This window comes from Burkholderia sp. Ac-20353, from assembly GCF_017104785.1.
Lineage (GTDB): Bacteria > Pseudomonadota > Gammaproteobacteria > Burkholderiales > Burkholderiaceae > Burkholderia.
In genome coordinates this window covers 1-13,398 of the sequence record NZ_JAAGPL010000217.1, presented here as the reverse complement: position 1 = coordinate 13,398, position 13,398 = coordinate 1, and the positions used below count along the sequence as shown (strand labels likewise).

The 13,398-nt window shown below is 67.3% G+C and carries 13 protein-coding genes; 12 read left to right on the top strand and 1 reads right to left on the bottom strand.

The annotated features are described in order from the left end of the window. The 12 genes from G3N94_RS34835 to G3N94_RS34780 form a co-directional block, all read left to right on the top strand. Positions 1–1,290 (top strand): FimV/HubP family polar landmark protein (locus tag G3N94_RS34835; RefSeq protein WP_277398593.1); only part of this gene is annotated, 1,290 nt, incomplete at its 5' end. Then, on the top strand, positions 1,290–2,102 hold the full coding sequence (truA, locus tag G3N94_RS34830; RefSeq protein WP_205798503.1) for a tRNA pseudouridine(38-40) synthase TruA: 813 nt from the start codon (positions 1,290–1,292) through the stop codon (positions 2,100–2,102). The genes G3N94_RS34835 and truA, both read left to right, overlap by 1 nt. Continuing rightward, on the top strand, positions 2,099–2,803 hold the full coding sequence (locus G3N94_RS34825; protein WP_205798501.1) for a phosphoribosylanthranilate isomerase: 705 nt from the start codon (positions 2,099–2,101) through the stop codon (positions 2,801–2,803). The genes truA and G3N94_RS34825 overlap by 4 nt, the downstream gene beginning before the upstream one ends. Before the next feature lie 54 nt (positions 2,804–2,857). Beyond that, positions 2,858–4,051, top strand: coding sequence for a tryptophan synthase subunit beta (gene trpB, locus G3N94_RS34820; protein WP_205798499.1), 1,194 nt, complete (start codon positions 2,858–2,860; stop codon positions 4,049–4,051). Positions 4,052–4,060: 9 nt separating this feature from the next. Continuing rightward, positions 4,061–4,912 (top strand): site-specific DNA-methyltransferase, encoded by an 852-nt coding sequence (locus tag G3N94_RS34815; RefSeq protein ID WP_205798497.1) that lies wholly within the window; start codon positions 4,061–4,063, stop codon positions 4,910–4,912. Between the two features lie 40 nt (positions 4,913–4,952). Next, positions 4,953–5,768: a tryptophan synthase subunit alpha gene (gene trpA / locus G3N94_RS34810; protein ID WP_205798495.1), complete on the top strand. Its 816-nt coding sequence runs from the start codon at positions 4,953–4,955 to the stop codon at positions 5,766–5,768. A gap of 64 nt (positions 5,769–5,832) precedes the next feature. Next, positions 5,833–6,705 (top strand): acetyl-CoA carboxylase, carboxyltransferase subunit beta, encoded by an 873-nt coding sequence (accD, locus tag G3N94_RS34805; protein WP_006484412.1) that lies wholly within the window; start codon positions 5,833–5,835, stop codon positions 6,703–6,705. Positions 6,706–6,821: 116 nt separating this feature from the next. Further along, positions 6,822–8,132 (top strand): bifunctional tetrahydrofolate synthase/dihydrofolate synthase, encoded by a 1,311-nt coding sequence (gene folC, locus G3N94_RS34800; RefSeq protein ID WP_205798493.1) that lies wholly within the window; start codon positions 6,822–6,824, stop codon positions 8,130–8,132. Positions 8,133–8,161: 29 nt separating this feature from the next. Further along, positions 8,162–9,046: an SPOR domain-containing protein gene (locus G3N94_RS34795; RefSeq protein WP_205798491.1), complete on the top strand. Its 885-nt coding sequence runs from the start codon at positions 8,162–8,164 to the stop codon at positions 9,044–9,046. A gap of 6 nt (positions 9,047–9,052) precedes the next feature. After that, positions 9,053–9,547 (top strand): CvpA family protein, encoded by a 495-nt coding sequence (locus G3N94_RS34790; protein ID WP_205798489.1) that lies wholly within the window; start codon positions 9,053–9,055, stop codon positions 9,545–9,547. A gap of 52 nt (positions 9,548–9,599) precedes the next feature. Beyond that, on the top strand, positions 9,600–11,132 hold the full coding sequence (gene purF / locus G3N94_RS34785; RefSeq protein WP_205798487.1) for an amidophosphoribosyltransferase: 1,533 nt from the start codon (positions 9,600–9,602) through the stop codon (positions 11,130–11,132). 235 nt (positions 11,133–11,367) lie between these two features. Beyond that, positions 11,368–12,558: an O-succinylhomoserine sulfhydrylase gene (locus G3N94_RS34780; protein ID WP_205798485.1), complete on the top strand. Its 1,191-nt coding sequence runs from the start codon at positions 11,368–11,370 to the stop codon at positions 12,556–12,558. A gap of 117 nt (positions 12,559–12,675) precedes the next feature. Here the strand turns inward: G3N94_RS34780 and G3N94_RS34775 are convergent. Beyond that, the coding region (locus tag G3N94_RS34775) for a GDP-mannose 4,6-dehydratase (protein WP_205798483.1) at positions 12,676–13,398 on the bottom strand (723 nt) is incomplete at its 5' end.

The following is a 13,398-nucleotide window of genomic DNA, read 5'->3' as shown; positions in this document are numbered from 1 at the left end:
CCTGCCGCGGCTGCCGAGCCTGTTGCCGCGCCGTCGACGACGGGCGCCGCCGCGCAGATCGATTGGCGTGCGGTTTCCACTGGCGGTGCGGCCGCAGTGGTGCTGATCGCAGGCTTCATGTGGCGCAAGCGCCGGAAGGCCCGGCGCGACGCCGTTGCGGCCACGACGGCTGCGGCGGCTGCAACGGGCGCATCCGGCGCGGACGACATGACGCCGTCCGCCGCGCCGGAATTGCCGATCCAGCCGGAAATGCCGGTGTCGCGCGACGCGGCGGCGGATGTGTATCTGGCGGTCGCGACGGCCGCGGCAGCGGAGGCGGCGGAAGCGCACGAAGCGCACGAAGCGCATGAAGCGCATGAAACGCATGAAACGCATGAAACGCATGAAACGCATGAAACGCCGCACGAAGCGCACGACGTGCACGACACGCGAGAAGTAGAGCCCTCGGTGCCGGCTGTCGAGCCGCAGCGTGACGATCGCGCGGCACGCGAGGCAGTGCCGGGCACGGCGGATGCCGCCGCCAGCCTGCCGGTCGACGAAGCGCACGACACGCAAGAAGCAGAGCCCTCGGTGCCGGCTGTCGAGCCGCAGCGTGACGATCGCGCGGCACACGAGGCGGTGCCGGGCGCGGCGGATGCCGCCGTGAGCTTGCCGGTCGACGTCACGTCGACGCCGGCTGCGCAACCTGCGCCGCAACCTGCGCTGGCTGCCCCGTCGGCGGCCGACTCGCAGCAGGCGATGATGCAGAGCGCGATCACTGCGCTGAACAGCCTCGACATGCCGCTGCCGCCGCGCACGCCGGGCGTGTCCTCTGCGCCGGCCCATGACGCACCGGGATCGGACGACCTTCCTGTTAGCGCAGTATTCGCAACTAACGGTCAAGCCGCCCCACGCCCGCCAATTGGTGCTTCGCATCCGACCCCGGAAAACCAGGCCGACCACGAGGACGACCTCGAATGGGACGCGGACGACGCGCCGTCCGGTCAAGCCGGGGCCCCGGCCCCGGCGGTGGCGCCGACGCTTGCGCCGCTCGGCGGCGCGCAATTCGGCGCGCTGAAGCTCGATTTCGATCTCGACCTGCCGGCCGCGGCCGGCGCGGTTCTCCCGGCGCTGACGCCGGAAGAACTCGTGCGCATCGCGCGCAACAAGCTCGATCTCGCGCACGAGTACGTCGAACTGGGCGATCTGTCCGGCGCGCGGACGCTGCTCGAGGAAGTCGTCGACGCGAACGATGCCGCGACGCGCGACGATGCGCGCGCGCTGCTGGCGAAACTGGCGGACGAAGCGTAATGCGGATCGCGCTGGGCATCCAATACGACGGCGCGGCGTTCTGCGGCTGGCAGTCGCAGCCGCACGGCAAGACCGTGCAGGACGCGCTCGAGCGCGCGCTGGCCGAATTCGGCCAGACGCCACTGCACACGACGGTGGCGGGGCGGACCGACACCGGCGTGCACGGCCTCGGGCAGGTCGTGCATTTCGATACCGACCTGGACCGCACGGATTTCTCGTGGGTTCGCGGTACCAATGCGTTCCTGCCGTCGACGGTCGCGGTGCAGTGGGCGAAGCCGATGCCGGACGCGTTCCATGCGCGCTTCTCGGCGTTCGAGCGGACCTATTACTACGCGCTGTACGTGCATCCGGTGCGCTCGCCGATGCTGGCCGAGCGCGCGGGCTGGATCCACACGCCGCTCGACGACGACGCGATGCGCGAAGCCGCCGCGCACCTGATTGGCGAGCACGACTTCTCGGCGTTCCGCTCGTCGGAATGCCAGTCGAAGACGCCGGTCAAGCACCTTTACCAGATCGACATCCGGCGCGCGGGGCACTTCATCCATTTCCGGTTCCGCGCAAACGCGTTCCTGCACCACATGGTGCGCAACCTGATGGGCTGCCTCGTCGCGGTCGGGCGCGGCCGCTATCCGGCGGAATGGCTCGCGGACGTGCTGGCCGGTCGCGACCGCAACCGCGCGGCGCCCACCTTCATGGCAGACGGGCTGTATCTGGCCCATGTCGGCTATCCTGCGGAATTCGCCGTCCCGCCCGCGCAGCTCGGCAGCGTGCCGTGGAGCGGCGTCTGGGCTGATCTGGATCCACAAACATGACCGACAACGCGCTTTCTCCCGCTCCCGCCGCCGCACCGGCCGGCCTGCCGCCGCGCACGCGCATCAAGCTGTGCGGCCTGTCGAAGCCCGAGGACGTGCTGCACGCGGCGGCGCTCGGCGCCGACGCGATCGGCCTCGTGTTCTATCCGAAGAGCCCACGCGCGGTGACGATCGCGCAGGCCGCCGAGCTCGCGCGCCTCGCGCCGCCGTTCGTGTCGGTCGTCGGCCTGTTCGTGAACGCGACCGTCGACGAGATCGAGGCCGTCGTGCGCGACGTGCCGCTCACGCTGCTGCAATTCCATGGCGACGAGACGCCCGAGCAATGCGACGCACTGGGCCGCGCGGCACGGCTGCCGTGGCTTCGCGCGGTGCGCGTCGGCCCCTCGACGCAATCGGCCGATTTGGTAGAATCGGGTCTTCATTATTCGAAAGCGCGCGGCCTCCTGTTCGACACCCTCGTGCCGGACTACGGCGGCAGCGGCAAGGTCTTCGATTGGTCACTTATTCCCGCAGAGCTCGCGCATCGGGCCGTTTTGAGTGGTGGCTTGAACGCGCAAAACGTCGGTGATGCGATCCGTCAGCTGCGCCCGTTTGCGGTCGATGTCTCCAGCGGCATCGAAGTGGAGGGCGCCAAGGGCGTGAAGGATCACGCCCGGATGGCGGCGTTCGTGCGCGCGGTGCGCGAAGCGGACGCCAAGTGATGCAAGCCGGTGCGGCCCCGAAGTGGGGCGCACCGACCGATCGAGAGTGACACCATGTACAACCTTCCTGATGATCGCGGCCACTTCGGCCCGTATGGCGGCACGTTCGTCGCCGAAACGCTGATTCACGCGCTGGACGAACTGCGCGCAGCGTATGCGAAATTCCAGAACGATCCCGACTTCGTCGCCGAATTCGAGCGCGAGCTGAAGCACTTCGTCGGCCGTCCGTCGCCGATCTACCACGCGCAACGCTGGAGCGACACGCTCGGCGGCGCGCAGATCTACCTGAAGCGCGAAGACCTGAACCACACCGGCGCGCACAAGATCAACAACGTGATCGGCCAGGCGCTGCTCGCGAAGCGGATGGGCAAGAAGCGCGTGATCGCCGAGACGGGCGCGGGCCAGCACGGCGTCGCGACCGCGACGATCTGCGCGCGCTTCGGGATGGAATGCGTCGTCTACATGGGCTCGGAAGACGTGCGCCGCCAGGCGGCCAACGTGTACCGGATGAAGCTGCTCGGCGCGACGGTCGTGCCGGTCGAATCGGGCTCGCGTACGCTGAAGGACGCGTTGAACGAAGCGATGCGCGACTGGGTCACGAACATCGAGAACACGTTCTACATCATCGGCACGGTCGCGGGCCCGCACCCGTATCCGATGATGGTGCGCGACTTCCAGCGTGTGATCGGCGACGAATGCAAGGTGCAGATGCCGGAACTCGCAGGCCGGCAGCCGGACGCGGTGATCGCGTGTGTCGGCGGCGGCTCGAACGCGATGGGCATCTTCTATCCGTACATCGACGACACGTCGGTGCAGCTGATCGGCGTCGAAGCGGCGGGTGACGGGATCGACACGGGCCATCATGCGGCGTCGCTGATCGCCGGCAGCCCGGGCGTGCTGCACGGCAACCGCACGTACCTGCTGCAGGACGACGACGGCCAGATCATCGAGACGCATTCGGTGTCGGCGGGCCTCGACTATCCGGGCGTCGGCCCCGAGCACGCTTGGCTGAAGGACAGCGGCCGCGCACAGTACGTCGGCATCACCGACGAAGAAGCGCTGAAGGCGTTTCACGACTGCTGCCGGATCGAGGGGATCATCCCCGCGCTCGAATCGAGCCATGCGATCGCATACGGCGTGAAGCTCGCGCCGACGCTGCCGAAGGACAAGATCCTGCTCGTCAACCTGTCGGGCCGCGGCGACAAGGACATGCACACGGTCGCCGAGCGATCGGGCATCGAACTCTGACCCCGACCGATGCGTGACCTGATCGAAGAGCCGGCGGGCGGCGCCGCGAGCGAAGCGGAGGCGGTGCAAGCCGCCGTCGCGGCGCCGCGCGCGCTGCGTGCCGGCATCGAATTGCACAACCGCGATTTCATGACCGAAGCCGCGCACCTGCCGGACGCGTCGATCGACCTGATCGTCGCCGATCCGCCATACGGGCTCGGCAAGGACTACGGCAACGACTCGGACAAGCGTTCGGGCGACGATTTTCTCGCGTGGACGCGCGAGTGGCTCGAGCTCGCGATTCCGAAGCTGAAGCCGAGCGGGTCGATGTATATCTTCTGCACGTGGCAGTACGCGCCGGAAATCTTCAGTTTCCTGAAGACGCAGCTCACGATGATCAACGAGATCATCTGGGACCGGCGCGTGCCGAGCATGGGCGGCACGACGCGCCGTTTCACGTCGGTGCACGACAACATCGGCTTTTTCGCGGTTTCCAGGGCGTATTACTTCGATCTCGATCCGGTCCGCATTCCGTACGACGCCGACACGAAGAAGGCCCGCTCGCGCAAGCTGTTCGAAGGCAGCAAGTGGCTGGAGATGGGCTACAACCCGAAGGACGTCTGGTCGGTCTCGCGCCTGCACCGGCAGCACGCGGAGCGCGTCGATCATCCGACCCAGAAGCCGCTGGAAATCATCGAGCGAATGGTGCTCGCAAGCTGCCCGCCGGGCGGCCGCGTGCTCGATCCGTTCATGGGCAGCGGCACGACCGCGGTGGCCTGCGCACGGCAGGGGCGCGACTTCGTCGGCTACGAGATCAACGAAAGTTATTGCGCGATCGCGCACGAGCGCATTGCCGCGCTCGCTGCGCAGGCGTGCGCGTGAGACGCGCCGCCATCTCGCCAACGCATTCAGGAAAATTGCCATGTCCCGTATCCAGCAGACCTTCGCCGCACTCGCCGAACAAGGCCGCAAGGGCCTGATCCCGTTCATTACCGCGGGCGATCCGGACCCCGCGAAGACCGTCGACTTCATGCACGCGCTCGCCGAAGGCGGCGCGGACGTGATCGAGCTCGGCGTGCCGTTCTCGGACCCGATGGCCGACGGCCCCGTGATCCAGCGCTCGTCCGAACGTGCGCTTGCGCGCGGCGTCACGTTGAAGAGCGTGCTCGCCGACGTGAAGCGCTTCCGCGAGACCAACCAGAAAACCCCCGTCGTGCTGATGGGCTATGCGAATCCGATCGAGCGGATGGGTGTCGATGCATTCGCGACGCAAGCGCATGCGGCCGGTGTCGACGGCGTGCTCGTCGTCGACTATCCGCCGGAAGAAGCAGGCGTGTTCGCGGAAAAAATGCGCGCCGCGCAGATCGATCCGATCTTCCTGCTCGCGCCGACGTCGACCGACGAACGCATCGCGGACGTCGGCAAGATCGCGAGCGGCTACGTGTATTACGTGTCGCTGAAGGGCGTGACCGGTGCCGGAAATCTGGATGTTTCGAGCATTGCGGGTAAAATCCCGGCCATCAAGTCGCGTGTGCCGGTTCCGGTGGGCGTCGGCTTCGGGATCCGCGACGCCGAAACGGCGCGCGCGGTGGCCGAAGTGTCGGACGCCGTCGTGATCGGCAGCCGTCTGGTGCAGCTCCTCGAGAGCGCCGCGCCGGACGGCGCCGTCGCCGCGCTGAAGGCGTTCATCGCCGAGCTGCGCGCCGCGCTGGACGGCGCGGGCAAGACGGCCGCATAAACAACAGATGAAAGCAGGCCCGGGTGCATGTTGCCCGGCCTGCGACGGAACAGGAAACCATACGATGAGCTGGCTCGACAAACTGCTGCCGCCGAAGATCAAGCAGACCGACCCGAAAAGCCGCAAGGGCATTCCGGAGGGACTGTGGGTCAAGTGCCCGTCCTGCGAGGCCGTGCTGTATCGCAATGACGTGGACGCGAACCTGCACGTGTGCCCGAAGTGCGATCACCACATGCGCATCGGCGCGCGCGAGCGCCTCGACGGGCTGCTCGATCCGGAAGGCCGCTATGAAATCGGCCAGGAAATCGTGCCGGTCGACACGCTGAAGTTCAAGGACAGCCGCAAGTATCCCGATCGTCTGAAGGAAGCGATGGACGAGACGGGCGAGACCGACGCGATGGTGGTGATGGGCGGTGCGATCCACACGCTGCCGGTCGTGGCTGCCTGCTTCGAGTTCTCGTTCATGGGCGGCTCGATGGGCTCGGTGGTTGGCGAGCGCTTCGCGCGCGGCGCGCAGAACGCGCTCGAGCAGCACGTGCCGTTCATCTGCTTCACCGCTTCGGGCGGCGCGCGGATGCAGGAAAGCCTGCTGTCGCTGATGCAGATGGCGAAGACCACCGCGATGCTGACCAAGCTCGCGGAAGCCAAGCTGCCGTTCATTTCGGTGCTGACCGACCCGACGATGGGCGGCGTGTCGGCGAGCTTCGCGTTCCTCGGCGACGTCGTGATCGCCGAGCCGAAGGCGCTGATCGGCTTCGCCGGCCCGCGCGTGATCGAGCAGACGGTGCGCGAGAAGCTGCCGGAAGGTTTCCAGCGCGCGGAATTCCTGCTGAAGACGGGCGCGATCGACATGATCGTCGACCGCCGCAAGATGCGCGACGAGATCGCGCAACTGCTCGCGCTGCTGCAGCGTCAGCCGGCCGACGCGCTGGCCTGATCGGCGCAGGGCTCGCAGGGACAGGACTTTGAACCGCGCGCGTCGCCTGGCTTATCCGCCAGGCGGCGCGCTTCGTTTTTTGGCGTAGTGGCGGTACCGATTCACGTATTCATACGATGAGCACTTTTCCCACTCTCGACGCGTGGCTTTCGCATCTCGAGCGCGCGCACCCGGTCGGCATCGACATGGGCCTCACCCGTATCGGCAAGGTCAAGGCGGCGCTGCAGCTCGAATTCGCGTGCCCCGTGATCACGGTCGGCGGCACCAACGGCAAGGGCTCGACCTGCGCGTTTCTCGAGACGATCCTCGTGCGTGCCGGCTACAAGGTCGGCTGCCACACGTCGCCGCACCTGCTCACGTTCAACGAGCGCGCGCGGGTGAACGGCGAGATGGTCGGCGACGACGAGCTGCTGCCGCACTTCGAGGCCGTCGAGGCCGCGCGCAATGCGCTGCCCGAGCCCGTGTCGCTCACGTATTTCGAATTCACGACGCTCGCGATCCTGCACCTGTTCGCGTCGCGCGGGCTCGATGCGGTGATCCTCGAAGTCGGCCTCGGCGGCCGCCTCGACGCGGTGAACATCATCGATGCCGATTGCGCGATCGTCACGAGCATCGACATCGACCACACCGAATACCTCGGCGACACGCGCGAGAAGATCGCGTTCGAGAAGGCGGGGATCTTCCGGTCGGGCAAGCCCGCGATCTGCGGCGATCCGGCCGCGCCGCAAACGCTGATCGACCACGCCGATGCGATCGGCGCGGATCTGTGGCTCGTCGGCCGCGATTTCCGCTGCGAGGCGCAGCCCGGCACGGAGCGCCAGCAGTGGAGCTACCTCGGCCGCGACAAGCGCTATCCGGCGCTCGCGTATCCGGCGCTGCGCGGCGCGAACCAGCTGATCAATGCGTCGGCCGCGCTCGCCGCGCTCGAATCGCTGCGCGCGGTGCTGCCGGTGTCGGCGCAGGACATCCGGCTCGGGCTCGCGAACGTCGAGCTGCCGGGGCGCTTCCAGGTGCTGCCGGGCAAGCCCGCGATCGTGCTCGACGTCGCGCACAATCCGCATGCATCGGCCGTGCTCGCGCAGAACCTCGGCAACATGGGCTTCTTCCCGTATACGTACGCGGTGTTCGGCGCGATGCACGACAAGGACATCGATGGCGTGCTGCACCACCTGAAGGGCGAGATCGACCACTGGTGCGTGACGGACCTGCCGCTGCCGCGCGCGGCGAGCGCCGAGCAGCTCGAAGCCGCGCTGCACAAGGCGGGCGTCGAGAATGGCCCCGATTCCAGCATCGCCCGCTACACGTCGCCGGCCGATGCGTTTCGCGATGCACTAAAAAGAGCATCCGAGAATGATAGAATCGTGGTTTTCGGCAGTTTCCATACGGTAGCCGGCGTGATGGCCTATCGTAAATCGCAGCAACACTGACTGACGGGCAGTTTCGGACTCAGCCATTCATGGGAATTTTCTCGTTCGGCAAAAAAGACGACGACGCGCCCACCCGGCGCGGCGGTCGTACCGGGGCCTCCCGGAACGTACGCAACGAGCGTACAGAGCGTACCGAGCGCGTCGAACGACGCTCGCGCCGCACCGAGCAGCGTCCGGAAGCGGACGCACTGCTCCTCGATCCGACCCTTCCAGAAAAGCAACGCGCGCGCCGGCGCCTCGTTGGCGCGATCGCGCTCGTGGTGGCCGCCGTCATCGTGCTGCCGATGGTGCTCGACTCGCACCCGAAGCCGGTGACCGACGACATCTCGATCGACATCCCGAACCGGCCGTCGCATCAGGCGGCCGCGCCGCGTGACGAGGACGCGTCCGACGTGCAGGCGGGCGTCGCGCACGACGAGCCGTCCGCATCGTCCGACACGGCTGTGGCCGCGGCGCCTGCGGCCGCACTGGCAGCGAAGGACGCCGGCAAGCCCGCGGCGAACCCGGCTGCGAACCTGGCCGAGAAGCCGGCAGCGAACCAGGCTGAGAAGCCGGCCGCAAACCCCGACACCACGACGACGGCAAGCGTCGCGCCGAAAGCCGCGCCCAAGCCGGCCGCGCCGAAGCCCGCACCTGCGCCCGTCGCGAACACGGCTGGCGCGGACGGCAGCGACGCGACGCCATCGTCGCCGGCCGGTGCGCGGTTCGCGGTGCAGCTCGGGTCGTTCAAGGACGACGCGACGGCTCGCGCATGGGCAACGAAGTTGAAATCGGCGGGCGTGCCCGCATATGTCGAGCATCGCAAGCAGGCTGACGGCAGCACGGCTGCGCAGCTGCGTGCGGGTCCGTTCGCGGATCGCGCGGCGGCGTCCGCGGCGATCGCGAAAGTGCGCGAAGCCGGGTTGACCCAGTAACGCGCAATGCTGACTGCTTTCGACTACGCTGTATTGGCGGTGATCGTGTTGTCGGCGCTGCGCGGTGCGTGGCGCGGCTTCGTGTCGGAGATTTTCGGGCTGATCGGCTGGATCGCGGCGATCGTGATCGCGAGCCGCTACGTCGGGTATGTCGTGCCGTACGTGCCGGCGACCTGGCCAGGCGGCGCGCTGACGCAGTGGGTGCTCTCGTTCGCGCTGCTCGTGATCGGCGTCGTGTTCGTTGCCGGCGTCGCGAACGCGCTGCTGTCGCGGATCGCGCAGGTGACGGGCCTCGGCGGCATCGACCGGTCGCTCGGCATGATGTTCGGGCTCGTGCGTGGCGCGGTGCTCGTGGTACTGCTGGTCGCGGCAGCCGGGCTGACCGAGCTGCCCAAACAGGAATTCTGGCGCAATGCGCTTTTGCGTCCCGCCGCCGAACAGGGCGTGCACGAGCTGAAGTCGCTCCTGCCCGACGGCATGGCCCAGTACGTGCGCGTATGAGCGTGCGGCCGGCGCAGGAAGGAACCGTTTTTGTCATCTTGAAGGACATGCCATGTGCGGCATCGTAGGCGTTATCTCCCAATCCCCGGTCAACCAGCTGATCTATGACAGCCTGCTGCTGCTGCAGCATCGCGGTCAGGACGCGGCGGGCATCGCGACGGCGGACGGCAGCAATTTCCACATGTACAAGGCGAACGGCATGGTGCGCGACGTGTTCCGCACGCGCAACATGCGCAGCCTGCCAGGCACGGCCGGGATCGGCCAGGTGCGTTACCCGACGGCCGGTTCGGCGTCGAGCGAGGCGGAAGCGCAGCCGTTCTACGTGAATGCGCCGTTCGGGATCATCCTCGCGCACAACGGCAACCTGACGAACTGGAAGCAGCTGAAGGACGAGATGTTCCGGATCGACCGCCGGCACATCAACACCAATTCCGACAGCGAGGTGCTGCTCAACGTGTTCGCACACGAGCTGCAGCTGTCGACGACGGGCCTCGAGCTCGACCCGACCGCGCTGTTCAAGGCGGTCGCCGGCGTGCACCGCCGCGTCGAGGGTTCGTACGCGATCGTGTCGCTGATCGCCGGCCACGGCCTGCTCGCATTCCGCGATCCGTTCGGCATCCGCCCGCTCTGCATCGGCAAGCTCGAGACCGAGCACGGCACCGAGTGGATGCTCGCGTCGGAATCGGTCGCGGTCGAGGGCATCGGCTTCGAATTCGTCCGCGACGTGAAGCCGGGCGAAGCGGTCTTCATCGACAACACCGGTAATTTCCACAGCCAGCAATGCGCTGACGCGCCGAGCCTCAACCCGTGCATGTTCGAGTATGTGTACCTCGCGCGTCCGGATTCGTGCCTCGACGGCGTGCCCGTCTACAACGTGCGGCTGCGCATGGGCGACTATCTCGCCGAGAAGATCAAGCGCGAGCTGCCGAACGTGCCGATCGACGTCGTGATGCCGATTCCCGATTCGTCGCGGCCGGCCGCGATGCAGGTCGCCGCGAAGCTCGGCGTCGAGTATCGCGAGGGTTTCTTCAAGAACCGCTACGTCGGCCGCACGTTCATCATGCCGGGCCAGGCCGTGCGCAAGAAGTCGGTGCGCCAGAAGCTCAACGCGATGGGCATCGAGTTCAAGGGCAAGCACGTGCTGATCGTCGACGATTCGATCGTGCGCGGCACGACGTCGCATGAAATCGTGCAGATGGCGCGCGATGCGGGCGCGAAGTCGGTGATCTTCGCGTCGGCGGCGCCGCCCGTGAAGTTCCCGAACGTGTACGGCATCGACATGCCGACGCGCGGTGAACTCGTCGCGCATGGCCGCACCGACGACGAAGTCGCGAAGATCATCGGCGCCGACTACCTGATCTACCAGGACGTCGACGATCTGCGCCGCGCGGTGCGCGACATCAACCCGAAGCTCGAGGGCTTCGAGGCGTCGTGCTTCGACGGCAATTACATCACCGGCAACGTGACGCCCGAGTATCTCGATTCGATCGAGCGCGCGCGTCTCGCGCCGGCGTCGCAGGCCGATCGCGACACGAGCGGCGACGCAGCCCGTTCGCAGATGAACCTGCAATTGTCGGTCGAGTGACGCCGACACACGCTGTCGTAGAGGCGTGATAGGATGTGGCCTTGCGTCGATTTGATATCAGCTTGCGGACGCGGGGCGACTTCCCAAAACAGCTAAAGCGAAGGCCGGCGGCAGCCGGCCCGAGTCGACCGCTGTCGTACCGCACCGAAGCCCGCTGATGCCGACGCATAGCGGGCTTTTTTGTTTGGTCTGGTCCGTGCGGCGCAGCACGGACATCGAAAACGGAAAACGGAACATGGACGACTCCCTCAACTTCGATACGCTTGCCGTGCGCGCAGGCACGCTGCGCAGCGACTTCAACGAGCATTCGGAAGCGCTGTTCCTCACGTCGAGCTTCTGCTTCAAGAGCGCGGCCGAAGCGGCCGAGCGCTTCGCGAACTCGGAAGACTATTTCACGTATTCGCGCTTCACGAACCCGACCGTGACGATGTTCCAGGAGCGTCTCGCGGCGCTCGAGGGCGGCGAGGCGTGCATTGCGACCGCATCGGGGATGGCGGCGATCATGTCGGTCGTGATGGCCGCGCTGCAGGCCGGCGACCACCTCGTCAGCTCGCGCAGCCTGTTCGGCTCGACGCTCGGCATGTTCTCGCAGATCTTCAGCAAGTTCGGCATCGAGACGACCTTCGTCGATCCGACCGACCTGAACGCGTGGCAGGAAGCGGTGCGTCCGAACACGAAGATGTTCTTCCTCGAGACGCCGTCGAACCCGCTGACGGAGCTCGCCGACATCGAGGCGATCGGCAGGATTGCGAAGGGTGCGAAGGCGCTGTTCGTCGTCGACAACTGTTTCTGCAGCCCGGTGCTGCAGCAGCCGCTGAAGCTCGGCGCGGACGTCGTGATGCACTCGGCGACGAAGTTCCTCGACGGCCAGGGCCGCGTGCTCGGCGGCGCGCTGGTCGGCTCGAAGGAATTCATCATGGGCAAGGTGTTCCCGTTCGTGCGCAGCGCGGGGCCGACGCTGTCCGCGTTCAACGCGTGGGTGCTGCTCAAGGGGATGGAGACGCTGTCGCTGCGCGTCGAGCGCCAGTCGGCGAACGCGCTGGAAATCGCGCAGTGGCTCGATTCGCATCCGGCCGTCGCGCGCGTGTTCTATCCGGGCCTCGAATCGCATCCGCAGCATGAACTCGCGAAGCGGCAGCAGAAGGCGGGCGGTGCGATCGTGTCGTTCGAGCTGAAGGGCGACACGCGGGAGCAGCAGCGCGCGAATGCATGGCGCGTGATCGACAGCACGAAGCTGATCTCGATCACCGGCAACCTCGGCGATACGCGCACGACGATCACCCATCCGGCGACGACCACGCACGCACGCATCACGCCGGAAGCGCGCGCGGCGGCGGGGATCACCGAAGGGCTGATCCGTCTCGCGGTCGGTCTCGAGAACGCGACCGACCTGCGCAACGATCTCGCGCGCGGCCTCGGCCGCTGAGCGCGAGTTCGTAGAGACCGTCGGCGGATCGCGGCGTGGCGCTCGCCACGCCGGCCGGCATCGTGCCGGGCAGGACGGCAGGCCGGGCACGCGCCCGGCCGGCCGCGGTAGAACCGGTCAGGCGTGCACGACCGGCATGACGCGCATCGCGTCCACCATCCAGCGCAGCGTCTCGTCGAGCGGCGTGACGGGCAGTTCGCCCACCGCGCGCCGCAGCTTGTCGCGCGAGCCGCTCAGGCTCTTCACTTCGTTGTGCCGCACGAAGCGCGGGTCGACCGTCACGTCGATCACGTAGCCCGCGATGCGCGACAGCATCGCCAGCACTTCCTTCAATGAATACGCGCGTTCCGCGCAGACGTTGAACGTCTCGCCGGCGGGGGCGGCTTCGATCAGCCGCAGATAGGCGGCCGTCACGTCGCGCACGTCGGAGAAATCGCGGCTCACGTCGAGATTGCCGAGCGAGATGCGTGATTCGTTGCGCGCGTAGTGCGCGGCGAGCTTCGGCAGCAGGTACGCTTCGCTCTGGCCGACGCCCGTGTAGTTGAACGGGCGCGCGATCACGATCGGCAGCCGGTCGAACCAGAGCTTCGCCGCATATTCCATCGCGAGCTTGCTGACCGCGTAGTCGTTCGCGGGCGCCGGCGCGACGCTTTCGTCGAGCACGCCGGGCGTCGAATTGCCGTAGACGTTCGCGCTGCTCGCGAGCAGCACCGCGGACGGGCGGCGGTCGAGGCCCGCGAGCGCGGCGAGCAGGTTGCGCGTGCCGGCGATGTTGACCTGGTAGGTCAGCGCGGGGTCGTCCTGCGTGACGTGCGCGCGGGCCGCGAGATGCACGACCGC

Coding starts and splice junctions, on each gene's coding strand:
- truA (WP_205798503.1), top strand. CDS start 1,290: ATGCGGATCGCGCTGGGCATCCAATACGACGGCGCGGCGTTCTGCGGC.
- G3N94_RS34825 (WP_205798501.1), top strand. CDS start 2,099: ATGACCGACAACGCGCTTTCTCCCGCTCCCGCCGCCGCACCGGCCGGC.
- trpB (WP_205798499.1), top strand. CDS start 2,858: ATGTACAACCTTCCTGATGATCGCGGCCACTTCGGCCCGTATGGCGGC.
- G3N94_RS34815 (WP_205798497.1), top strand. CDS start 4,061: ATGCGTGACCTGATCGAAGAGCCGGCGGGCGGCGCCGCGAGCGAAGCG.
- trpA (WP_205798495.1), top strand. CDS start 4,953: ATGTCCCGTATCCAGCAGACCTTCGCCGCACTCGCCGAACAAGGCCGC.
- accD (WP_006484412.1), top strand. CDS start 5,833: ATGAGCTGGCTCGACAAACTGCTGCCGCCGAAGATCAAGCAGACCGAC.
- folC (WP_205798493.1), top strand. CDS start 6,822: ATGAGCACTTTTCCCACTCTCGACGCGTGGCTTTCGCATCTCGAGCGC.
- G3N94_RS34795 (WP_205798491.1), top strand. CDS start 8,162: ATGGGAATTTTCTCGTTCGGCAAAAAAGACGACGACGCGCCCACCCGG.
- G3N94_RS34790 (WP_205798489.1), top strand. CDS start 9,053: ATGCTGACTGCTTTCGACTACGCTGTATTGGCGGTGATCGTGTTGTCG.
- purF (WP_205798487.1), top strand. CDS start 9,600: ATGTGCGGCATCGTAGGCGTTATCTCCCAATCCCCGGTCAACCAGCTG.
- G3N94_RS34780 (WP_205798485.1), top strand. CDS start 11,368: ATGGACGACTCCCTCAACTTCGATACGCTTGCCGTGCGCGCAGGCACG.